Annotated in this window: 22 protein-coding genes and 1 pseudogene; 14 read left to right on the forward strand and 9 right to left on the reverse strand. The window is 69.6% G+C overall.

Annotated features, from left to right (window positions below; all coding sequences use genetic code 11):
* Positions 1 to 29: 29 nt before the first annotated feature.
* Positions 30 to 1337, reverse strand: coding sequence for an AMP-binding protein (locus tag B840_RS11970; protein ID WP_042622323.1), 1308 nt, complete (start codon positions 1335 to 1337; stop codon positions 30 to 32).
* Between the two features lie 235 nt (positions 1338 to 1572).
* Positions 1573 to 2199 (reverse strand): TetR/AcrR family transcriptional regulator, encoded by a 627-nt coding sequence (locus B840_RS11975; protein ID WP_042622324.1) that lies wholly within the window; start codon positions 2197 to 2199, stop codon positions 1573 to 1575.
* A 231-nt stretch (positions 2200 to 2430) separates the two neighbouring features.
* On the opposite strand from B840_RS11975, the gene paaI reads away from it, so the two are divergent.
* From paaI to B840_RS12025, 10 genes are all read left to right on the forward strand, one after another.
* Positions 2431 to 2862 (forward strand): hydroxyphenylacetyl-CoA thioesterase PaaI, encoded by a 432-nt coding sequence (gene paaI / locus B840_RS11980; protein ID WP_042622325.1) that lies wholly within the window; start codon positions 2431 to 2433, stop codon positions 2860 to 2862.
* Between the two features lie 150 nt (positions 2863 to 3012).
* Entirely contained in the window at positions 3013 to 3987 is a 975-nt protein-coding gene (paaA, locus tag B840_RS11985) for a 1,2-phenylacetyl-CoA epoxidase subunit PaaA (RefSeq protein ID WP_042622326.1), read from the forward strand.
* 30 nt (positions 3988 to 4017) lie between these two features.
* On the forward strand, positions 4018 to 4308 hold the full coding sequence (gene paaB / locus B840_RS11990; RefSeq protein WP_042622327.1) for a 1,2-phenylacetyl-CoA epoxidase subunit PaaB: 291 nt from the start codon (positions 4018 to 4020) through the stop codon (positions 4306 to 4308).
* Positions 4305 to 5141: a 1,2-phenylacetyl-CoA epoxidase subunit PaaC gene (gene paaC / locus B840_RS11995; RefSeq protein ID WP_042622328.1), complete on the forward strand. Its 837-nt coding sequence runs from the start codon at positions 4305 to 4307 to the stop codon at positions 5139 to 5141. Before paaB ends, paaC begins: the two co-directional genes overlap by 4 nt.
* Positions 5142 to 5169: 28 nt before the next feature.
* Positions 5170 to 5697, forward strand: a complete 528-nt coding sequence (gene paaD, locus B840_RS12000) for a 1,2-phenylacetyl-CoA epoxidase subunit PaaD (protein ID WP_229676562.1) — start codon at positions 5170 to 5172, stop codon at positions 5695 to 5697.
* A complete protein-coding gene (paaE, locus tag B840_RS12005) occupies positions 5697 to 6857 on the forward strand; it encodes a 1,2-phenylacetyl-CoA epoxidase subunit PaaE (RefSeq protein ID WP_042622330.1) in 1161 nt (386 codons plus the stop codon). The genes paaD and paaE overlap by 1 nt, the downstream gene beginning before the upstream one ends.
* Before the next feature lie 11 nt (positions 6858 to 6868).
* Positions 6869 to 7639 (forward strand): enoyl-CoA hydratase/isomerase family protein, encoded by a 771-nt coding sequence (locus B840_RS12010; RefSeq protein WP_042622331.1) that lies wholly within the window; start codon positions 6869 to 6871, stop codon positions 7637 to 7639.
* 31 nt (positions 7640 to 7670) lie between these two features.
* Positions 7671 to 8870 (forward strand): thiolase family protein, encoded by a 1200-nt coding sequence (locus B840_RS12015; RefSeq protein ID WP_042622332.1) that lies wholly within the window; start codon positions 7671 to 7673, stop codon positions 8868 to 8870.
* 4 nt (positions 8871 to 8874) lie between these two features.
* A complete protein-coding gene (locus B840_RS12020; protein WP_042622333.1) occupies positions 8875 to 9633 on the forward strand; it encodes an enoyl-CoA hydratase/isomerase family protein in 759 nt (252 codons plus the stop codon).
* A gap of 10 nt (positions 9634 to 9643) precedes the next feature.
* Complete coding sequence (locus B840_RS12025; RefSeq protein WP_042622334.1) at positions 9644 to 10480, forward strand: 3-hydroxyacyl-CoA dehydrogenase family protein; 837 nt, start codon at positions 9644 to 9646, stop codon at positions 10478 to 10480.
* Here B840_RS12025 and B840_RS12030 read toward each other — a convergent pair.
* Entirely contained in the window at positions 10477 to 10869 is a 393-nt protein-coding gene (locus tag B840_RS12030) for a PaaI family thioesterase (protein ID WP_042622335.1), read from the reverse strand. The genes B840_RS12025 and B840_RS12030 overlap by 4 nt on opposite strands.
* Positions 10870 to 10971: 102 nt before the next feature.
* Between B840_RS12030 and paaZ the strand changes: the two genes are divergently transcribed.
* The gene (paaZ, locus tag B840_RS12035) at positions 10972 to 13056 is read left to right on the forward strand and encodes a phenylacetic acid degradation bifunctional protein PaaZ (protein ID WP_042622336.1); all 2085 of its coding nucleotides are present in this window, start codon (positions 10972 to 10974) and stop codon (positions 13054 to 13056) included.
* A 51-nt stretch (positions 13057 to 13107) separates the two neighbouring features.
* Here paaZ and B840_RS12040 read toward each other — a convergent pair whose 3' ends face one another.
* From B840_RS12040 to B840_RS12050, 3 genes are read right to left on the reverse strand one after another with little or no spacing between them, the layout of a single operon-like run.
* A complete protein-coding gene (locus B840_RS12040; protein WP_229676561.1) occupies positions 13108 to 14070 on the reverse strand; it encodes a winged helix DNA-binding domain-containing protein in 963 nt (320 codons plus the stop codon).
* 8 nt (positions 14071 to 14078) lie between these two features.
* A complete protein-coding gene (locus tag B840_RS12045) occupies positions 14079 to 14726 on the reverse strand; it encodes an ABC transporter ATP-binding protein (RefSeq protein WP_042622338.1) in 648 nt (215 codons plus the stop codon).
* Entirely contained in the window at positions 14723 to 15772 is a 1050-nt protein-coding gene (locus tag B840_RS12050; RefSeq protein WP_042622339.1) for an ABC transporter permease, read from the reverse strand. The genes B840_RS12045 and B840_RS12050 overlap by 4 nt, the downstream gene beginning before the upstream one ends.
* 235 nt (positions 15773 to 16007) lie before the next feature.
* Between B840_RS12050 and B840_RS12055 the strand changes: the two genes are divergently transcribed.
* From B840_RS12055 to B840_RS12065, 3 genes are read left to right on the forward strand one after another with little or no spacing between them, the layout of a single operon-like run.
* Entirely contained in the window at positions 16008 to 16490 is a 483-nt protein-coding gene (locus B840_RS12055; protein ID WP_169745283.1) for a hypothetical protein, read from the forward strand.
* A 27-nt stretch (positions 16491 to 16517) separates the two neighbouring features.
* Positions 16518 to 17720 carry a sensor histidine kinase gene (locus B840_RS12060; RefSeq protein ID WP_052491195.1) on the forward strand — a complete coding sequence of 401 codons (1203 nt, stop codon included), beginning with the start codon at positions 16518 to 16520 and terminating at the stop codon, positions 17718 to 17720.
* Positions 17717 to 18325, forward strand: coding sequence for a response regulator (locus B840_RS12065; protein WP_042622341.1), 609 nt, complete (start codon positions 17717 to 17719; stop codon positions 18323 to 18325). Before B840_RS12060 ends, B840_RS12065 begins: the two co-directional genes overlap by 4 nt.
* On the opposite strand, the gene B840_RS12070 is transcribed toward B840_RS12065, so the two are convergent.
* The 3 genes and pseudogenes from B840_RS12070 to B840_RS12980 form a co-directional block, all read right to left on the reverse strand.
* Complete coding sequence (locus B840_RS12070) at positions 18322 to 18666, reverse strand: cupin domain-containing protein (protein WP_042622342.1); 345 nt, start codon at positions 18664 to 18666, stop codon at positions 18322 to 18324. The two genes, B840_RS12065 and B840_RS12070, sit on opposite strands and share 4 nt — an antisense overlap.
* A gap of 81 nt (positions 18667 to 18747) precedes the next feature.
* Positions 18748 to 19332 (reverse strand): annotated as a pseudogene (locus tag B840_RS14085) (VanZ family protein).
* 177 nt (positions 19333 to 19509) lie between these two features.
* On the reverse strand, positions 19510 to 20163 hold the full coding sequence (locus B840_RS12980) for an esterase/lipase family protein (RefSeq protein WP_052491198.1): 654 nt from the start codon (positions 20161 to 20163) through the stop codon (positions 19510 to 19512).
* Positions 20164 to 20203 lie beyond the last annotated feature (40 nt).

A 20203-nucleotide genomic window follows, 5' to 3' on the forward strand; every position in this document is an offset into this window, starting at 1 on the left:
GGAGGAAAAAGAAGGGGGTAGGGAGGGTCTTAGGTGCGGTTGTCGACGATCCGCTTGGCCTTGCCTTCACCGCTGTCGACGTGGTCGCGCACGTCGACGTCGACGGAGACGCCGATGCGGTCCTTGATCATCTTGCGGAGGTGCAGCTGGGAGTTGGTGATCTCGTCCGGGGTGCGGCCCGGGGCGTGCTCGACCACGAGGGTGAGGTGGTCCATGCGGCCGCGCTTGGTCAGGACGCACTGGTAGCGGGGGCGGAGGTTCTTGTCCTCGACGATGAGCTCCTCGAACTGGGAGGGGAAGCAGTTCACGCCGCGGAGGATGATCATGTCGTCGTTGCGGGCGCTGATGCGGTCGAGGCGGCGCATGGAGCGGGCGGTGCCCGGCAGGAGGCGGGTGATGTCGTGGGTGCGGTAGCGGATGACCGGGAAGGCCTCCTTGGTCAGCGGGGTGATGACCAGTTCGCCGTACTCCCCGTCCGGCACCGGCTGCAGGGTCTTCGGGTCGAGGATCTCGGGGTAGAAGTGGTCCTCCCAGAGGGTGAGGCCGTCCTTGGTCTCGATGCACTCCTGCGCGACGCCCGGGCCCATGACCTCGGACAGGCCGTAGATGTCGGTGGCGTCGAGGCCGAAGCCCTCCTCGAGGTCGCGGCGCATGCCCTCGGTCCACGGCTCGGCACCGAAGATACCCACACGCATCGGGGTGTTCTGGGGGTCCATCCCCTCCGCACGCATGCGGTCGAGGACGTTGAGCATGTAGGACGGGGTGCCGACGATCGCGTCGGGCTGGAAATCACGCATGATCTGCAGCTGGCGGTCGGTCTGGCCGCCGGAGGTCGGGATGGCGGTGGCGCCGAGCTTCTCCACGCCGTAGTGGAGGCCGAGTCCGCCGGTGAACAGGCCGTAGCCGAAGGTCACCTGGACGCGGTCGCCGGGGCGGACGCCGCCGGCGCGCAGGGAGCGGGCGACGAGGGTGGCCCAGGTCTCGATGTCGTTGCGCGTGTAGCCGACGACGGTGGGCTGGCCCGTGGTGCCGGAGGAGGCGTGGATACGCGCGATCTGGTGCTTCTGCACCGCGAACATCCCGAAGGGGTACTCAGAGCGCAGGATCGCCTTGTCGGTGAAGGGGAACAGGGTGAGGTCGCTGAGCTGGCGGAAATCGTCCGGGTGCACGCCCTGCTCGTCGAAGGCCTTCTTGTAGTGCGGGACGTTGTAGTAGGCGTGCCGCAGGGTGTTCTTCATGCGCTCGGTCTGCAGCGCGGTGATCTCGTCGCGGGAGGCGTACTCGATGCTGGTCTGCGGACCGTTGAGAGTGGAGATGATGTCCGTCGGGGAAGCCACGGGTGTGTTCCTTTCCTGCGGTCGTGACCGGCTGGGGAACCGGGACCGTGGGTTGGCAGTGTTGTGTAAACCATTTACTAACCGACCAATCGGTCAGGAAGTATGTGACAGAGGTTACAACGCGCTTCCTTTGTGCGCAAGATTATCTCCGAGGAAAAACGGCGCCGTCCCTGACTGCGCCGCCCCCACTACCCCCTCTTCCCACATTTACGCACGTCAACGCGGGTGCCGGCAATCAGCCGCGCCGCACCCCCGGTTTCACGATCCCCTCGAAGATCATCTGCGGGGTGAGCTCGGCGAGGTCCTCCGGCGCATACTTCCCGTCCGGCCGGTACCACTCCACGATGGAGTTGATCATCCCGAAAATGAGCCGGGCGACCACTCCCGCCTCCAGATCCGAACGCAGGGAGCCCTCCGCCTGCGCCCGGTCGACCACATCCACCAGCGCCCGGGTGAGCAGCCGGCGGCGGGCCATGATCTCGCGCTCGACCTCGGTGTTGCCGCGCAGCCGCAGCAGGAGCCGGACATAGGCGGGGAACTCGCACAGCACACGCGTGGTGCCGGCGACGAGCAGCCGCAGCTGCTCGAGCGGATCATCCGACTCCGCCAGCGCGGCGTCCATCACCGCCTTCAACTCCGCCAGCGCCTTGTCCGTGGCCTCCACCAGGATCTCCTCCTTCGACGAGATGTGGTGGTAGATCGCGGACTTGCTCAGCCCCAGGCGCTCGGCGAGCGTCCCCATCGACGTGGCCTCGTAGCCCCTCGCGTTGAACTCCTCGACGGCGATCTGGATGACATCCTCGCGGGTGTAACCGGGCCGGCCGCGGGTGGCCGTCGCAGCGGTGGTGGAGGAAGAGGGCATGGGGTTCTCCTTGCGTCGGGCGGCGTTGTGCTGGCGTGGAACTGTCGTTGTGCTGTCGTTGTCGTGCACCTCCGTCGGGAGTCGGCGCATCACTCATTGTGGCAGCTGTTTCCCTGCCGGAGTGACTCCGATCACGTACACTCTCCCCACAATACCGACCGAACGGACGGTAATGACCTTCGGGGGCACGCCAGCGCGCCCCCGCACCCTTCCCCCAAGGAGCACATCACCATGAGCCAGATCCTCGCCTCCGGCGTCGCCCAGGAGCCCCGCTACGACCACGTCCGCGCGATGTTCGAGGCCGACCTCGCATCCCAGGGCATCGGCATGACCATCACCGAGATCGCCGACGGCGAGGCCCGCGGACACTTCACCGTCCGCCCCGAAATGTGCAACGGCCACGGCACCGCCCAGGGCGGATTCCTCTTCACGTTCGCCGACTCCCTGTTCGCGGGCGCCTGCAACTCCACCGGAAACATGGCCGTGGCCGCCCAGGTGGGCATCCACTACATCGCCCCCGCCCGCGCGGGAGACGTGGTGGAGGGCCACGCCGTCGAGCGCCGCACCTGGGGACGCAACGGCATCACCGACGTCACCCTGACCTCGAACGGTCAGGTCATCGCAGAGTTCCGCGGCACCTCCCGGACCGTGAGGGGGGTCTGACCGGGGCTGAAAAGTCATGCCCGGCCAGAAAAGTGACGTGCGCCATTGACATGGATCACATCGTCCACATAAACTGACCGAACGATCGGTAATTAAATGCCGACGAGACAGTTGACAGTTGTCGAACTTCACCCAGACGAAGGATCACCGATGACCACCGTGACCGAAACGCTCTCCCCCGCCGACGAGGCCGGGCAGGAGATCTTCGACCGCCTCATTGCCGAGGATTCCCGCATCGAGCCCACGGACTGGATGCCCGCCGCCTACCGCCGGACCCTGACCCGCCAGATCTCCCAGCACGCGCACTCCGAGATCATCGGAATGCAGCCGGAGGCCAACTGGATCACCCGCGCCCCCTCCCTCAAGCGCAAGGCCATTCTCATCGCCAAGGTCCAGGACGAGGCCGGCCACGGGCTCTACCTCTACTCCGCGGCCGAAACCCTGCGCACCGGCCGCGACAAGCTCGTCGAGCAGCTTCTCGACGGCTCCGCCAAGTACTCCTCGATCTTCAACTACCCGGCGCGCACCTGGGCCGACATCGGCGCCATCGGCTGGCTCGTCGACGGGGCCGCCATCGCCAACCAGGTCCCCCTCTGCCGCGCCTCCTACGCCCCCTACGGCCGGGCCATGGTCCGGGTGTGCAAGGAAGAGTCCTTCCACCAGCGCCAGGGCTGGGAGATCCTCTTCGAGCTGGCCAACGGAACGCCCGCCCAGAAGCAGATGGCACAGGAAGCGATCAACCGCTTCTACGGCCCCGCGCTGCAGATGTTCGGCCCGCCGGACGACGACTCCCCGAACTCCCAGCAGTCGATGGCCTGGAAGATCAAGCGCTTCTCCAACGATGAACTGCGCCAGCGCTTCGTCGACATGATCGTCCCCCAGGCGGAGGCCCTCGGCCTCCACTTCGAGGATCCGGACCTCAAGTGGAACGAGGAGCGCGGCCACTACGACTTCGGCGAGCTGGACTGGACCGAGTTCAAGTCCGTCGTCCGCGGCGAGGGCCCCTGCAACACGCAGCGTATGCAGCGGCGTCGCCAGGCATTCGACGACGGCGCCTGGGTCCGCGAGGCCGCCGCCGCCTACGCGGAGAAGTACCACTCCGCGGATTCCCAGCTCATCGCCTAACCCACCCCATATATAAGGAGCACACCAGATATGTCTGAGCAGCAGCACTGGCCCATGTGGGAGGTCTTCGTCCGATCCTCCCGCGGCCTGTCCCACGTCCACGCCGGTTCCCTCCACGCGCCCGACGCCACCCTGGCGCTGCGAAACGCCCGCGACCTGTACACCCGCCGCAACGAAGGCACCTCCGTGTGGGTCGTCCCCACCGAGGCCGTCACCTCCTCCGACCCGGACTCCAAGGGCGGATTCTTCGAGTCGGCGTCCGGCAAGAACTACCGCCACGCCACCTACTACGACAAGTCTGAAGGGGTGCCTCACCTGTGAGCAACTTCGCCTCCGTTGATTCCGCCACCCGCCAGACCCAGGGCGACTCCCTCACCGCAGAAGAGATCCTGCAGTCCGGCGCACAGGCCACCGAGGACGCCGCGACCTACGCCACGATCCTCGGCGACGACGCCCTCATGCTCGGCCAGCGCCTGAGCTGGTGGATCTCCCGCGCCCCGGAGATGGAAGAGGACATCGCCCTCGGCAACATCGCCCTGGACCTGATCGGCCACACCCGCTTCCTCTACTCCTACGCCGGCACCGCCTGGGGCAAGACCGAGGACGACCTCGCCTACTTCCGCGAGGAGGAGGAGTTCCGCTCCGCCCGCCTCATGGAGCAGGAGAACGGCGACTTCGGCCAGACCATCGCCCGCCAGCTGCTGGCCTCCTACTACATGCTCGGCCTGTACACGGCCCTCATGGACTCCACCGACGAGACTCTCGCCGCCATCGCGGCCAAGGCCGTCAAGGAGGTCGAGTACCACGTCGACCACGCCAACCAGTGGACCCTGCGTCTCGGGCTGGGCACCGAGGAGTCCAAGCACCGCATCAGCGAGGGCCTGTTCTACATGTGGCCCTACATCAGCGAGCTCTTCGAGGACCTGGACATCCACACCCGCCTCGCCGAGCAGGGCATCGCCGTCCTCCCCTCGAGCCTGCGCGCCGAGTTCGACGAGCGCATCGCGCACGTGCTCACCACCGCCGGCCTGGACATCCCGGATTCCCCGCAGGCCATGTCCGGCCAGCGCACGGGCCGCTTCTCCGAGCAGCGCGGCTACATTCTCACCGAGCTGCAGGTTCTCGCCCGCAAGCATCCCGGCGCCACCTGGTAACCAACCGTTCATCCGAAGGAGGTCTGACGTGACCACCCATCCCCTGCGTCCCACCAATCCGGCGGACGCCCTGGTCTGGGACACCGCCGCCAGCGTCCCCGACCCGGAGATCCCCGTCGTCTCCATCGCCGACCTGGGAATTCTCCGCGACGCCGCCATCATCGACGGCACCGCGGTGGTGACGATCACCCCCACCTACTCCGGATGCCCGGCCATGGACCACATCACCCGTGAGGTCAAGGAGGCACTGGAGGCGGCGGGCTACGAATCCGCCCGCGTCGACCTGGTCCTCCAGCCCGCCTGGACCACCGACTGGATCACCGACCTCGGCCGCGACCAGCTCCGCGAGTACGGCATCGCCCCACCGACCCACTCCTCCCGGCCCACCCGGCAGGGACCGATCCCGCTGACCCTCGCTCCCCCGCCCCCGGTTCCGTGCCCCCGCTGCGGCTCGACCCGGACCCGTAATATCGCCCAATTCGGCTCGACCTCATGCAAGGCGCTGTACTCCTGCGAGGACTGCCTCGAGCCCTTCGACTACTTCAAGGTGCACTGATGACTGCTCCCACCAAACAAAAGGCCAAGTTCAACCCGCTGCAGGTCTCCGAGGTCCGCCGTCTGACCGACAACGCCGTCGAAGTCAGCTTCGAGGTTCCGGAGGAGCTGCGCGAGGACTACGACTACGTCCCCGGCCAGTACGTCGCCCTGCGCGCCGACATCGAGGGCCAGGAGGTGCGCCGCTCCTACTCCATCTGCGACATCCCGCGCCCCGGCGTCATCCGCGTCGCCATCAAGCGCGACCTCGGCGGTGTCTTCTCCACCTGGGCCAACGACACTCTGCAGCCCGGCACCGTCATCGACGTGATGAACCCCCAGGGTGCGTTCACCTCCCGTGTGCACGTCACCTCTCTCAACGACGCGAAGGCGCTCGTCGAGGAAGGGTTCGGCGACGTCGGCGACGCCCCGCACCTCGTGGCCATCGCGGCCGGTTCCGGCATCACCCCGATCATGTCCATCGCCCAGGCGCTGCTCTCCTCCCTGCCGAAGGCCAGCTTCGAGGTGGTCTACGCCAACAAGGGCGGTGGCGACGTGATGTTTGCCGAGGAGATCGGCGACCTCAAGGACAAGTACCCCACCCGCTTCGCGGTCCACCACGTGCTCTCCCGCGAACAGCGCGTCAACCCGCTGTTCTCCGGCCGCATCGACGACGAGAAGCTCTCCCTCCTGCTGGACAAGGTCGTCCAGACCGAGAACACCGACGAGTGGTTCCTCTGCGGCCCCTTCGAGCTGGTCCAGCTGGTGCGCGACGAGCTCTCCGAGCGGGGAGTCGAGAGCGACAAGGTCCGCTTCGAGCTCTTCTCCACCGGCAAGCCCTCCGACGGCCCGCAGCAGGGCAACACCGGCCGCGCCGTCGTGGCCGATCCGAACGGCAAGAACGTCACCATCGCGTTCACGCTCGACGGCCTCTCCGGCTCCATCGAGTCCCCGCAGTCCGCGAACGAGACGATCCTCAACGCCGCCCTGCGCGCGCGTCCGGACGTCCCCTTCGCCTGCGCCGGCGGCGTGTGCGGCACCTGCCGCGCCAAGGTCGTCGAGGGCGACTTCAAGATGGACGAGAACTACGCGCTGGAGGCGGACGAGGTGGCCAAGGGCTACGTCCTGACCTGCCAGACCCGACCCACCGGTGACTCCATCACCGTCGACTACGACGCATAAAGGAAGCCGGCATGATCGATCTCCACATCGAGGACAACGTCGCCGAGGTTGTGCTCAACAACCCCAAGGCGATGAACTCGCTGACCGAATCCGACCTGCAGGAACTCTCGGACGCCTACACCGAGGCCGCCGACCGCGGCGTGCGCGCCCTCCTCCTGCGCGGCGAGGGCCGCGGCTTCTCCGCCGGACGCAACATCAAGGGTCTCAACCCGGCCGACGATGACGCCACCGACTACCTGGCCAACAAGGTCACCCCGGTGCTCCAGCAGATGAGCGCCTTCCCCGCCCCCACTTTCGCCGCTGTACAGGGCGTCTGCCTGGGAGTGGGCCTGGGCCTGGCCATCGCCACCGACATCGTCTACGTCGCGGAGGACGCGAAGTTCGGTTCCCCCTTCGCCAACCTCGGTGCGACCCTGGACTCCGGCGGGCACGCCCTGTTCGTCGAGCGTCTGGGGGCACACCGGGCGATGGACCTCATCGTCACCGGCGACTTGATCAGCGGCGAGGAGGCTGTGCGCGCGGGGCTGTTCTCCCGCTCGCTGCCGGCCGGGGAACTGCTCGAGTTCACCAGGGAGAAGGCCCGCCGCGCCGCCGCTGGCGCCACCCGCGCGTTCCTCACCAGCCGTAGCCTGGTCCACGACGTCCGCGACAACGGGCACGGCCTCTGGGAGTCGGTCTCGAACGAGAACATCGCCCAGGGCGAGCTGTGTTCGAGCGCGGACTACGCCGAGGGCTTCGCGGCCTTCAACGAAAAACGCACCCCCGTCTTCCAGGGCAGCTAGCCCACCCACCCCACAGAAAAGGAGCAGCCCAGTGACCACTGCGTACCTGGTGTCCGGCCGCCGCACCCCGGTCGGCCGATACGGCGGCGCACTGTCGTCCGTCCGCCCCGACGACCTCGCCGCCCTGACCATCAAGGCGGTCATCGAGGACGCCGGCATCGACCCTGCGGCCGTCGACGAGGTCATCCTCGGCAACGCCAACGGAGCCGGTGAGGAAAACCGCAACGTCGCCCGCATGGCCTGGCTGCTCGCGGGCTACCCCGACACCGTCCCCGGCATCACCGTCAACCGGCTCTGCGCCTCCGGCATGTCCGCCATCGCCATGGCCACCGCAATGGTCGAATCCGGCCAGGCCGACGTCGTCGTCGCCGGCGGAGTGGAGTCCATGTCGCGCGCGCCGTGGGTCATGGCGAAGCCGACCTCGGCTTTCGCGAAGCCGGGCGAGACCTTCGACACCTCCATCGGCTGGCGCTTCACCAACCCCGTGTTCGCCGCGCAGGAGAAGATGACCTACTCCATGCCGGAGACCGCCGAAGAGGTCGCGCGGGTCTGCGACATCTCGCGCGCCGACGCCGACGCTTTCGCCGCCGAGTCCCAGCGCCGGGCCGTCGCCGCGATCGAGGCGGGAAACTTCGCCGCCGAGATCGTGCCGGTCGAGATCACCGACCGGAAGGGCAACGTCACGGTCGTCGACACCGACGAGGGGCCGCGCCCCGGCACCACCACCGAGGTGCTGGCGAAGCTTCGCCCGGTCGTGGCCGGAGGCGAGGTCGTCACCGCCGGCAACTCCTCCACCCTCAACGACGGCGCCTCCGCGATCATCGTGGCGTCCGAGGAGGCCGTCGAGAAGTACGGCCTCCAGCCCCGCGCCCGGGTGGTCGCCAACGCCAACGCCGGCCTCGCGCCCGAGGTCATGGGCCTGGGCCCGATTCCGGCCACCCGCAAGGTGCTGGAGCGCGCGGGCTGGAACATCGGCAGCCTGGACGCGGTGGAGCTCAACGAGGCCTTCGCCACCCAGTCGCTGGCCTCCATCCGCGAGCTGGGCCTGGACCACAACAAGGTCAACGCGTGGGGCGGGGCCATCGCGCTCGGCCACCCGCTGGGATCCTCCGGTTCGCGCATCACCATCACTCTGCTCAACCGGCTGGAGCAGGAGGGCGGGCAGCGCGGCGTCGCGACGCTGTGCATCGGCGTCGGCCAGGGCTCCGCCATCGCGATCGAGAGGGTCTAGCACCATGTTCGAGAATTTCCAGGCGATGACCGTCACCGAGACCGGGGACCGGCTCCTGGTCGAGCTCACCCGGCCGGAGGTCCGCAACGCCATCGACGACCAGATGGTCGAGGAGCTGCACGCGGTCTGCGCGTACCTCGAGCGCGAACCGAAGATCCTGATCGTCACCGGCTGCCAGATCAACGGCAAGGGCATCTTCGTCTCCGGGGCGGACATCTCCCAGCTGCGCGAACGCCGCCGCGAGGATGCCCTGCGGGGCATCAACAACACGATCTTCCACCGCATCTCCCAGCTGCCCTCCCCCGTCATCGCCGCTGTCGACGGCTACGCCCTCGGCGGCGGGCTGGAGCTCGCGCTGGCCGCGGACTTCCGCATCGCCACCCCGGGCGCGAAGTTCGGCCAGCCGGAGGCGAACCTCGGCATCATCGCCGCGGCCGGCGGCCTGTGGCGTCTCAAGGCGCTGGTGGGTGAGGCGATCGCGAAGGAGATCCTCCTCGCCGGCCGCGTCCTCGACGGCAACCAGGCTCACGACGTGCATCTGGTCACGGAGCTGGCCTCCCCCGGAGAGCTTCTCGACACCGCCCACGCCCTCGCCGACCGCATCGCCGCCCTCGACCCGCTGGCGGTGCGCATCAGCAAGCAGGTCATGGCGATGCCGGCGGCGGCCCACCCGGCCGTCGACAACATCGCCCAGGCCATCCTCTTCGAGTCGGACGCCAAGTTCGACCGCATGCAGGCATTCCTCGACCGCAAGAAGAAATAAGGAACCCAACATGAACGTCCCCCAGAAAGTCGGTGTCCTCGGCGGTGGCCGGATGGGCGCCGGAATCGCCCACTCCTTCCTCGCCGCCGGCGCGGAGGTGACCGTCGTCGACATCAACGACGCGGCCATCGCGGCCGCCCAGGAACGGATCACCAACGACGTCGAAGGCTCCATCAAGCGCGGGGCCGAGGGCACAGCCGAGGAATGGCTGGGGCGTCTGACCGTCACCACCGACGCCGCGGCCTTCGCCGGGCTGCCGCTGGTCGTGGAGGCTGTGCCGGAGTCCATGGACCTCAAGGTCGCCTCCTTCCGGAAGATCGAGGAGAACGCCCCGGACGCGGTCATCGCCACGAACACGTCCTCCCTCTCGGTCTCCGACCTGGCAGTCACCGTGCGCAACGACGTCATCGGCCTGCACTTCTTCAACCCGGTGCCGGCGTCGAAGCTGGTGGAGATCGTCATCGCGGACTCCACCCCGGCCGAGCTCGTGGAGCAGGCCAAGGGCTGGGTCGAGGGCCTGGGCAAGACGCCCATCGTCGTGAAGGACGCCCCCGGCTTCGCGTCCTCCCGCCTCGGCGTGGCCATCGCGCTGGAGGCGATCCGCATGGTCGAGGAAGGCGTCGCCAGCCCGCAGGACATCGACAACGCCATGGTGCTGGGCTACAAGTTCCCGGTCGGCCCGCTGGCGCTCACCGACATCGTCGGCCTCGACGTCCGCCTCGGCATCGCCGAGTACCTCGAATCCACCCTGGGCGAGCGCTTCGCCCCACCGCAGCTCATGCGCGACATGGTCGAGCGCGGCGAGCTGGGCCGGAAGTCCGGCCAGGGCTTCTACAACTACAGCTAGCGCTTCTCGATAATCGCGTTGGTGATCCGCGCCGTGCACAGGCGCCTGCCGTCCTCGTCGGTGACGATCACCTCGTGGCTGGTCAGTGTCCGTCCCAGCCGGATGGCGGTGGCGGTGGCGGTGACCAGCCCGGTCCGTCCCGAAGCGTGGTGGGTGGCGTTGATGTCCACACCGACGGCCACCTTCCCCATCGTCGAGGCGTGGATGACCGCCGCCCAGGAACCCACCGCCTCGGCGATCGCGACCATCGCGCCACCGTGCAGGAGACCCAACGACTGACGGTTTCCGTCCACCGGCATGGTCGCCACCACCCGTTCGGGCGACTGCTCGAGCACCTCCACACCCATCTTGCGGTCGAGTTCACCGAGCTCAATTGTCCAGGGCGTCATAATTTCTCCTCGTGGGGGGTGGCGGAAAATGTGATCTTGATTATACTGGCCAGAAATACTGACCGTCCGTTCGGTTACTAAATGTTTCAGGAAAGGCTCCCGATGTCCACCCTCATCGACACCCTCGTCCCCAGCTACCTCTCCGGCGCCTGGGTCACCCCCGACAACCCCTCCCGAGTCACCGAGGTCGCCGACTCATCCACCGGCGAGATCATCGCCACCGTCTCCACCGAAGGCCTCGACCTGGCCGGCGCCATCGACTACGCCCGCAGCACCGGCCAGCGCAACCTCCGCGAGCTGACCATCCATGAGCGCTCCCTCAAGCTCAAGGAACTGGCGATCTACCTGGACGAGCACAAGGAGGAGCTCTACGAGCTCGCCTACCGCGCCGGCGCCACCAAGCGCGACAACGGCGTCGACATCGACGGCGGCATCTCCACCCTGTTCACCTACTCCTCCAAGGGCCGCCGCGAGCTGCCCAACGGGCACGTCATCGTGGACGGCCCCACCGAGGTCCTCTCCCGCGACTCGAGCTTCCTGGGCACCCACATCTACACCACGATGCCCGGCGTCGCGGTGCAGATCAACGCCTTCAACTTCCCCGTCTGGGGCATGCTGGAGAAGTTCGCCCCCTCCTTCATCGCGGGCATGCCCACCCTGGTGAAGCCGGCGACCCCCTCCGGCTACGTCACCGCCGGGTGCGTGCGCCTCATGGTCGAGTCGGGCATCCTGCCCGAGGGTTCCATCCAGCTCATCTCCGGCTCCGCCCGCGACCTCCTCGACCACCTGGACCACCGCGACCACGTCGCCTTCACCGGTTCCGCCGCCACCGCCGCCACCCTGCGCTCCCACGAGAACGTCCTGGTCAACGGCGTGCGCTTCACGGCCGAGGCGGACTCCCTCAACGCCGCGATCCTCGGCGAGGACGTCACCGTCGACTCCCCCGAGTTCGAGGCCTTCATCAAGGCCGTGTTCGTGGAGATGACCGCCAAGGCCGGCCAGAAGTGCACCGCCATCCGCCGCGCCATCGTGCCCGCCGGAATGGTCGACACCGTCGCATCCGCCCTCACCGAGCGCCTCGCCGCCAAGATCGTCCCGGGCGACCCGCGCGACCCGGGCGCCACCATGGGCCCGCTGGTTTCCGTGGAGCAGCGCGAGGACGTCGCCTCGGCCGTCGAGAAGCTCATCGCCGCCGGCGGCAAGGTCGTCACCGGCGGCGCCGACCAGCTCGAGGGCGCATTCTTCGCCCCGACCGTCCTCACCTTCGAGGACGCGGACGCCGACGCCGTCCACGACGTCGAGGCCTTCGGCCCGGTCGTCTCCGTCATCGGATACACCGACACCGAGGACGCCATCCGCCTGGCCGCCCGCGGCCGCGGTTCCCTGGTCGCCTCCGTGATCACCCACGACCCGGAGCTCGCCGCCACCTACGCGCACTCCATCGGCGCGTACCACGGCCGCCTGCACTTCCTGGACCGCGACGACGCGAAGACCTCCACCGGCCACGGCTCCCCCCTCCCCCACCTCGTGCACGGCGGCCCCGGCCGCGCGGGCGGCGGCGAGGAGCTCGGCGGCATCCGCGGCGTCAAGCACTACATGCAGCGCACCGCCATCCAGGGCACCCCGGACCACCTCACCGCCATCACCGGCGAATGGGTCCGCGGCGCCAAGGTCAACAAGGTCACGCGCGCCGACGTGGACGCCGGTGCCGCCGATCACCCCTTCCGCAAGGACCTCGCGAGCCTGAAGGTCGGCGACCAGTTCGCCTCCGACCTGCGCCACGTCTCCATCGAGGAGATCCTGGAGTTCGCCGAGAAGACCGGCGACACCTTCTACGCCCACGTCGACGAGGAGGCCGCGACCGCCAACCCGTTCTTCCCGCGCCGCGTCGCCCACGGTTACCTGCTGGTCTCCTGGGCCGCGGGACTGTTCGTCGAGCCCGCTCCGGGCCCGGTCCTGGCCAACTACGGCCTGGAGAACCTCCGCTTCATCACCCCGGTCACCTACGACGACTCCGTCCGCATCGAGCTGACCGCCAAGCGCATCACCCCGCGCGTCACCGACGCCTACGGCGAGGTCTGCTGGGACGCGCAGCTGTTCAACCAGAACGACGAGCTCGTCGCCTCCTACGACGTGCTCACCCTCGTGGAAAAGGTGAACACCACTTACGCCAACTGGGGCAAGTAGTTCCCCCAGGTGAAGCGCCGGGAAGCCGCGGGTTCCCGGCGCTTCGCCGATTCACGGCTCCGCCCGCCCCGTGACCACCCCGTCCGACATGATGAACGGCCAGCTCAGGCCGTTCTTCGTCAGCACCTCCGGACGCAGTCGCTCAGGCAGGACGAGCGACTTGTCGCCGTAGCCCAGCAGGATCTCGTCGAAGGCGGGCAGCTCGTGCGTCGCCGCCAACGCCGCGTCCAGCTCCTGCTTCCCGACACCCTCCTGCCACTGCCCCATCCAGTACTCCTCCCCGTCGACGGTCAGGGGCACCACGTCGCGCGCCAGAGCCACCGCCTTCCTCGCCTGCGCGACGGTCAGGCCCGCCCACCACACGAGGTCCTTCACCGAGGCCGGCCCGTGGGAGTGCAGGTACCGGGTACCCAGCTCCGCCAGCGCCTCATCCCCCTCGAGCTCACGCTGCGTCACGGGCAGCTGCGCCACGTGGACGAACGTCTCCACGGCGCCCGCTTTCGGCCCCTGCACCACCTCGCCCTCACCGCCGAAGGCGCGCAGCAGATGCGGACCCCGACCGTCGCCCGGGTCGACCCCCGCCGCGGCGAACACCTCGTAGGCCTGCGGCCGGGTCAGGGGTTCATGCAGCTCACGGAGCAGCAACTCGGCGTGCAACGCCTCCCGGGCCACCTCGACCTGCCGCTCATCCAGCCCCAGCCGGGGGCGGCGCCGCGCCTGCGCCCGGGCCACCCGCGGGTTGCACAACCGCATGAGCCACCGGACGTCCTCCGCCGCGAGGAAATGCAGCGTGCCGCGCTGCGGCCAGGCGCGCACGATCTCGTGGGCGTCGACGGCGGCGAGCACGGCGGCGTCGTCACGCGGACCACGCAGGGACAACGCCCGGATACCCGCCGGGTACGTTTGCCCCTGCAGCGCGAGCATCCAGCGGGCCGCCTCCGCGGCGCCGCGTGCGGGGGATGAGAGCCCCTGCGCGATGAGCCGCCGGGCCCGTAGCTCCCGCAGTGAGGTCATGCCCGCCATTATCGCCGGGCGGGCTGCGCTTCCGTGATCCGCCCGTCACGCATCTCCACCACCCGGTCGAAGGAGTCGAGCAACGAACGGTCGTGGGTGACCATGACAGTCGCGGCGCCGGCGTCCCGGGTGACGCCGGCCAGCAGCCCCACGATCTCCCGCGCCAGAACCGTGTCGAGCGCCGACGTCGGCTCATCGGCCAGCAGGACCGCCGGCGAGCCCATGAGGGCGCGGGCGATGTTGACGCGCTGGCGCTGGCCGCCGGAGAGCTGCCCCATCCGGCGGTGGCCGAAACCGGCCAGCCCGACGCGGGCCAGCAGCTGATCGGCGTGCCCCGCCCTCCGGCGCAGGGCCCGGCCACGCAGCCCGCGGATGTGATCGGTGACCAGCAGCTGATCGCGCACGGTGAGGGCGCCGAGCAGGTTGGGCTGCTGGAAGACCAGGCCGGTTCCGCCTTCGGCCCGCACGCGGCCGGAGGTGGGCGTGAGCAGGCCGGCCGCCACGGAGAGCAGCGAGGACTTGCCCGAGCCCGATTCCCCGACGACGGCGGTCATCTCCCCCGCCCGGGCGGTGAAGGAGACGTCGTCCAGGGCGGTGACTGATGTGTCGCCGTCCGGGTAGGTGAGCGTGATGTTCTCCAGGGTCAGCGGCGTCATGCGTTTCCTCCGAGTGCGTCGAGCGGGTCGATCCCGGCCACCCGGCGGGTGGCCAGCAGGGCGCCGACGAGGCCGAGCGCCCAGATTCCCAGGGCCGGGTAGAGCACCGTCGCGGTGCTGAGCAGGAAGGGCACGGCCTGCCCGGCCGCGGTCCCCAGTGCCCAGCCGGCCAGCGCTCCGGCGGAGACGCCCGCGGCGAGGACGAGCGCCGCCTGGCCCAGGGCGTCGGCGCCCAGGTACCGGGGCGAGGCGCCGAGCGCCCGCAGGATGGCCAGGTCGCGGGTGCGCTGGATCGTCCAGACGGTGAGGAAGGAGACCGTGACCAGGGCGGATATCACGTACAGGAAGCCCTGCATCGCCCGGAGCGAACCCTGCTCCGACTGGTGGGAGGCCAACCCGGTGAAGGCGCCGGAGACGGTCTCCGCACGCATCCCGGTGGCTGCCGACGCCGCCTCCCACCCCGCCCCGTCCAACCCGCCGTCGACGGCCAGCACCGTGCCCGAGACGTCGTCCGGCGCGTGCGACACCGCCCGCCAGGTCTGCGTGTCCACCCAGACGACGGGGGAGTGGGAGTGGTACTCGTCGGCGGCCGTCCCCGCGACGGGAACCTCCCGGCCGCCGAGGAGGACGGCGTCGCCGGGGGTGTCCGCCAACGACTCGGACAGCACCACGCCGCCCGCGGGGACCGTGGCGCCGCCGGGGATCCGGTGGCCGGCGGGCAAGCCGACGACGGCGACCGCCGAGGTCTTCCCGGCCTCCAGCCGGGTCTGCGTGAAACCGACCGGGGTGACGGCGTCGACGCCGTCAACGCCCTCCCAGGCGTCCACGTCGGCGGGGGAGACCGTGGATTCGGTGAAGGAGGGTTCCTGCGAGGCGAAGACGTAACGGTCGGGATCGAGTGCGCTGAGGGCGGACGTGTTCTGCGCCCCGAGTCCGCCCGTCAGGCCGGTGAGCATCACCAGCAGCAGGGTGAGCAGGCCGACGACCGCGCCGATGAGCGTGAATCTGCCCCGGGCGTGGGTGATCTCCCGGATTCCGAGGAACATGATGAGGGGGTGACCTTTCTGGTCTCAGGATGGGAATTTCTTCCCCTGATCCTGCCTTTCGTCAGGTCACACCCACATCGGTGGACGCGCTGAAAATCCACTCAACCGATCGGTTGAGCGGGCTGCGCCGTTTTCCCGCCCGCGGGCCCCGGACGGACTAGATTGAGTGATGTACGTCACCAGTACGGATGCGGGAAGGGAGGACTCCGTGGACAACCGGCGACCCCGACATCTGATGACGCTGCTCGTCGCGGGAACGGCCCTCGCGCTCGGCGCCTGCACCGGCGCCGACGGGACGGGGGAGACGACGGTGACGGCGACCGCGACCATCACCCGGACGGTCACCGGCTCCCCGGCCGCACCGACCACGACGTCAATGGCCGAAGGGACGACCGAGGCCACCACCGAGACCTCTACGGCGACTTCTGCGGCGACCACGGCGGACCCCGCCTCCGGGGACTGCGACCGCACGGCGTTCCTGGGGGAGTTCACCGACCCCGGGGTGCTGTTCTGCGACGGCTCCTGGGCGCGGGCGGGGCAGTGGCAGACCGATCACGTGCTGCTCTTCCGCTTCGAGGACGGCCAGTGGCGGACCCACCCCGCCGACGGGCGTTCCCCGGTCACGGAGTACCCCTGCTACGACGAGCAGACCCTGCGCTCCGCGGGAGCGCCCGAGGAACTCGTGGACCAGGTTCTGCTGTGCGGGGCCGCGGGGTAGGGGAGGACCGCGCTACCGTCGGAGAACGTGAGCCATCTCAGCCGCCCCCGCACCCTGGACCCGTTGACGCGCATCCTCGTCTACCTGCGTGCCGGGCTGCACCTGACCTTCGCCCTCCTCCTGCTGCTGGGCCTGTTCCGCTACGCGGCGGCCGACCCGGCGCGCCTGGGCGATTCCCCGGCTCTTCCCCTGGTCGCGGCCCTGGCCGGGACCTACCTGGTGGGCACGGTCCGGTCCCCGGCCAGGTTCGCGCCGGCGTGGCTGGCGGTGGTCGTCGTGCTGTGGTGCGGGCTGGTGGCGGTGTCGGCGCACTTCGTGTGGGTGCTCTTCCCGCTCGCCCTGCTCGCCCTGCAGGTCCTGCCCCGGTGGGCCGGCCTGACGTCGGTGGCGGTGCTGTGGGCGATCGCGGCTTTCGTCCCCCTCCTCCTGCACCCCGAGGGCTGGAGCACGGGGTCGGCGCTGGGCCCGGCGATCGGCACGGTGGTCGCGGTGGCGATCTTCTTCGTCTACCGCACGCTGCATTCCGAGGCCGCCCGACACCGCCGGGTCGCCCAGCAGCTGCGGGCCACCCGCGCGGAACTGGCGGCCACCGAACACGAGGCCGGCCGGATGGAGGAGCGTGAACGCCTGTCCCGGGAGATCCACGACACCGTGGCGCAGGGCCTCAGCTCAATTCTGCTGGTCTCCCGGGCGGCGCAGGCCAGCCTGTCCCGGGGCGACGCGGCCACGGCCGGCGAGCAGCTGGGCACCATCGGTGAGGTCGCGGCGGAGAACCTGGCGGAGGCCCGCCGTTTCGTCCGCGACCTCGCGTCGCCCGCGCTGGGGGAGTCGGTCCCCGACGCGTTGCGCGGCGTGATCGACCGCGTGCGCGCCCGGCAGGGGGCGCTCGGCGAGCCGGTGGAGATCTCCCTGCAGCTGGCGGGGGACACCGGCCGCGCGCTGCCTGAGCCGGTGGCCCGGGTGATCGTGCGGGCGGCCCAGGAGGCGTTGACGAACGTGGTCCGGCACGCCCGCGCCGGGATGGCGGTGGTGACCTTCGCGGTGTGGGAGGACACGGTCACCCTGGACGTGGTCGACGACGGCGAGGGCTTTGACGGAGAATACGGGTACGGGCTGCGCGGCCTGGAGGCACGCGTGGCCGCCGTCCACGGGGATCTGGACGTCCTCACCGGGGACGGCACCACTGTGGTCGTCTCGATACCCCTGACCTCCGCGAAGGAACTGCCGTGATCCGTGTCATGCTCATCGACGACCACCCCGTCGTCCGCGCCGGCCTGCGCGCCATCCTCAACGGCTTCGAGGACGTCGACGTCGTCGCCGAAGGCGCTGACGGCGCCGACGCCCTCGAGGCGACCAGGGCGGAGGTGGACGTCATCGTCTGCGACATCCAGATGCCCGGCATGGACGGCATCACCGCCACCCGCCGCCTCCGCGCGGCCGACGGTCCCCCCGTGCTCGTCCTCACCACCTACGACACGCAGGCGGACATCGTCGCCGCAGTCGAGGCCGGCGCGCTCGGCTACCTGCTCAAGGACGCCCCCGAGCAGGCGCTTCACGACGCCGTCGTGGCCACCGCCGCCGGCCGCCGCACCCTCTCCCCGGAGGTCGCCGCGAGCCTGGCGGAACGGGTGAGCAGGCCCGCCGAGGCGCTCTCCCCCCGGGAGATCGAGATCCTGCGGGCCCTGGCGACCGGCGCAGGCAACCGGGAGCTGGCGAAGCGGCTGTTCATCTCCGAGGCCACGGTGAAGACGCACCTGGTGCACATCTACCAGAAACTCGGTGTGGAGAACCGCACCGCGGCCATCACCGCGGCCCGGGAGAGACGCCTGATCTAGTGCCCGTCGTGGGAGCCCTGCCCCGCCACGCTGGTGACCGTGGTCAACAGGAACACCGAGTCCTCGAGCGCGGTGACCGAGTGCCGCTGGTGGGTCAGCGTGACCAGCTCGCCCTCGCCGACGGTCTCCTCCTCCTGCCCCTTGACCGTCACCCGGCCGGCGAACAGGAACAGCGAGGCCGCGGGCGGGGAGTTGTGCTCCTGGAGCATGACGCCCTCCCGCAGGGCGATGACGGTCTGCCGAAGCGGACCGTCGTTGACCAGTATCTTCGCCGCGCGGCCGTTCTCGGCGTCGCGCGCCTTCTCGAGCAACTGGCGTGCCTTGTCATCGACGACGGACATGTGGTTCTCCCTCTGTGGACAGTCGAGTCCAGGGTACCCGGAAAGGCGGTGACCCGGGTCATAGTCACCGGGGCCGTCGTGTCAGTTCCCCATGCTCCCCGCGGAGGCCGCGCCTGCGGCCATCATCACCAGGACCACGATGCTGCCCGCGCAGAAGACTCCCAGGGCGTAACGCCGCAGTTCGGGCCGCAACCGAACCGCGGCCCACCCGCCGAGCGTCGCACCGAGGGTGTTGAGGAGGAGATCATCCACGTCCGTGTACCCGCGGGCGAACACGAACTGGGCCACCTCGATCCCCAGGCTCAGTACGGCTCCCGCGCAGGTCGCCCAGAGCACGCCGCGGCGGCGTCAGGCCGGGCGGGAGGGGTCCGGCCGGGTGAAGGTGCGCCAGAGCAGCACCGCCAGGAAGCCGACGGGCACGAACAGCGCCAGGTTCCCCAGGGTGTTGACCACCGGCCCGTACCAGACCGGCGCGTCCACGAAGCCGTTGAAGGGGACCAGGTCCACGCTGCGCCGGTTGTGCGCCTGCGCGTTCCACAGTCCGCCGACGGAGAAACTGCTCTTGAGCAGGGTCAGGGAAGCCACGGTCGCGGCCACCAGTCCCGCGGCCGCCAGGTAGACCACCCGGGGCCACAGGGAGCGCGGGATATCAGTCCTCGTTTTCATCGGAGCCAGGGTACCTGCGCGTGATCAGAGCTCCCTGTCAGTCTCGGGGAAGGACTGTCCACTTCGGCCCCCCGCAAGATGCGGCTTCCTCCTCCCCGGGACACCTCGGAGGGCACGAAAAAACGCATGACCGATGCTGGCGCACACCCACCATGGCGGACGCCAATTCAAATCCGTTCAGGCCCCGCAGTCCTCCCCGGTCGCGACCACATCCCCCGGCCCGCGGGTCAACCCCCAGTGGATGAGGTGCGCGGCCCCGGGGTCACCGGGCAGGTCGTAGTGGCTGAACGTCCGCCCGCAGGTTGCCTCGACGTCGACGTTCGCCACGTCCGCTCCGCCGACGGCCTCGAGCATGGAGGTGCTGCTGGGGGTCGCGACGGCGTCCGAGGGCGTGTACAGGGTGGTGTAGACGACCCCGGGCGTGGTGTCCGGAACCCCGGAGAGCCAGGCGATGAACTCGGAGTCCTGGCGCTGCTCGAGGGTGGAGGCGCCGAGCATCCGCTGCGAGGAACCGGGGTCGGCGTCGAGCGCGGAGGCGGTCGCGTGCGTCAGGCCCGAGAGGGTGGTCCCGTCGGAGCCGTGGTGGAGGGTCCAGACGCAGAATCCGCGCTCACGCAGGAAACCGGCGGTGCCGGCGAAGCCCGTCGAGTCGCTGCCGGTGCCGTGCAGGTAGACCACCGGGTTCGGGTGGGCGGGGGAGGGGACGCAGGAGGCGTCGTTGAAGACCGGGTCGATCACTGACCCGGAGGACGCCGCGCCCGCGCCCGGCGCACCGGCCACGACGAGGACGACGGCGGCCAGGGTACTGAGGGCGCCGCGGAATCTGCTCACACGTCGAATGTAGAACGTCGCGCGACGCTCCACAGGTGAT

Origin of the sequence: Corynebacterium marinum DSM 44953 (assembly GCF_000835165.1) — a bacterium.
GTDB lineage: Bacteria > Actinomycetota > Actinomycetes > Mycobacteriales > Mycobacteriaceae > Corynebacterium > Corynebacterium marinum.

What these genes read in the sequence shown, in the direction of transcription:
- paaZ (WP_042622336.1), top strand. Translation starts at nt 10,972, where the DNA reads ATGTCCACCCTCATCGACACCCTCGTCCCCAGCTACCTCTCCGGCGCC.
- paaB (WP_042622327.1), top strand. Translation starts at nt 4,018, where the DNA reads ATGTCTGAGCAGCAGCACTGGCCCATGTGGGAGGTCTTCGTCCGATCC.
- B840_RS12025 (WP_042622334.1), top strand. Translation starts at nt 9,644, where the DNA reads ATGAACGTCCCCCAGAAAGTCGGTGTCCTCGGCGGTGGCCGGATGGGC.
- B840_RS12070 (WP_042622342.1), bottom strand. Translation starts at nt 18,666, where the DNA reads ATGTCCGTCGTCGATGACAAGGCACGCCAGTTGCTCGAGAAGGCGCGC.
- paaA (WP_042622326.1), top strand. Translation starts at nt 3,013, where the DNA reads ATGACCACCGTGACCGAAACGCTCTCCCCCGCCGACGAGGCCGGGCAG.
- B840_RS11975 (WP_042622324.1), bottom strand. Translation starts at nt 2,199, where the DNA reads ATGCCCTCTTCCTCCACCACCGCTGCGACGGCCACCCGCGGCCGGCCC.
- B840_RS12055 (WP_169745283.1), top strand. Translation starts at nt 16,008, where the DNA reads ATGACGCTGCTCGTCGCGGGAACGGCCCTCGCGCTCGGCGCCTGCACC.
- B840_RS12045 (WP_042622338.1), bottom strand. Translation starts at nt 14,726, where the DNA reads ATGACGCCGCTGACCCTGGAGAACATCACGCTCACCTACCCGGACGGC.
- paaI (WP_042622325.1), top strand. Translation starts at nt 2,431, where the DNA reads ATGAGCCAGATCCTCGCCTCCGGCGTCGCCCAGGAGCCCCGCTACGAC.
- B840_RS12050 (WP_042622339.1), bottom strand. Translation starts at nt 15,772, where the DNA reads ATGTTCCTCGGAATCCGGGAGATCACCCACGCCCGGGGCAGATTCACG.
- B840_RS12010 (WP_042622331.1), top strand. Translation starts at nt 6,869, where the DNA reads ATGATCGATCTCCACATCGAGGACAACGTCGCCGAGGTTGTGCTCAAC.
- B840_RS12040 (WP_229676561.1), bottom strand. Translation starts at nt 14,070, where the DNA reads ATGACCTCACTGCGGGAGCTACGGGCCCGGCGGCTCATCGCGCAGGGG.
- B840_RS12020 (WP_042622333.1), top strand. Translation starts at nt 8,875, where the DNA reads ATGTTCGAGAATTTCCAGGCGATGACCGTCACCGAGACCGGGGACCGG.
- paaE (WP_042622330.1), top strand. Translation starts at nt 5,697, where the DNA reads ATGACTGCTCCCACCAAACAAAAGGCCAAGTTCAACCCGCTGCAGGTC.
- B840_RS12030 (WP_042622335.1), bottom strand. Translation starts at nt 10,869, where the DNA reads ATGACGCCCTGGACAATTGAGCTCGGTGAACTCGACCGCAAGATGGGT.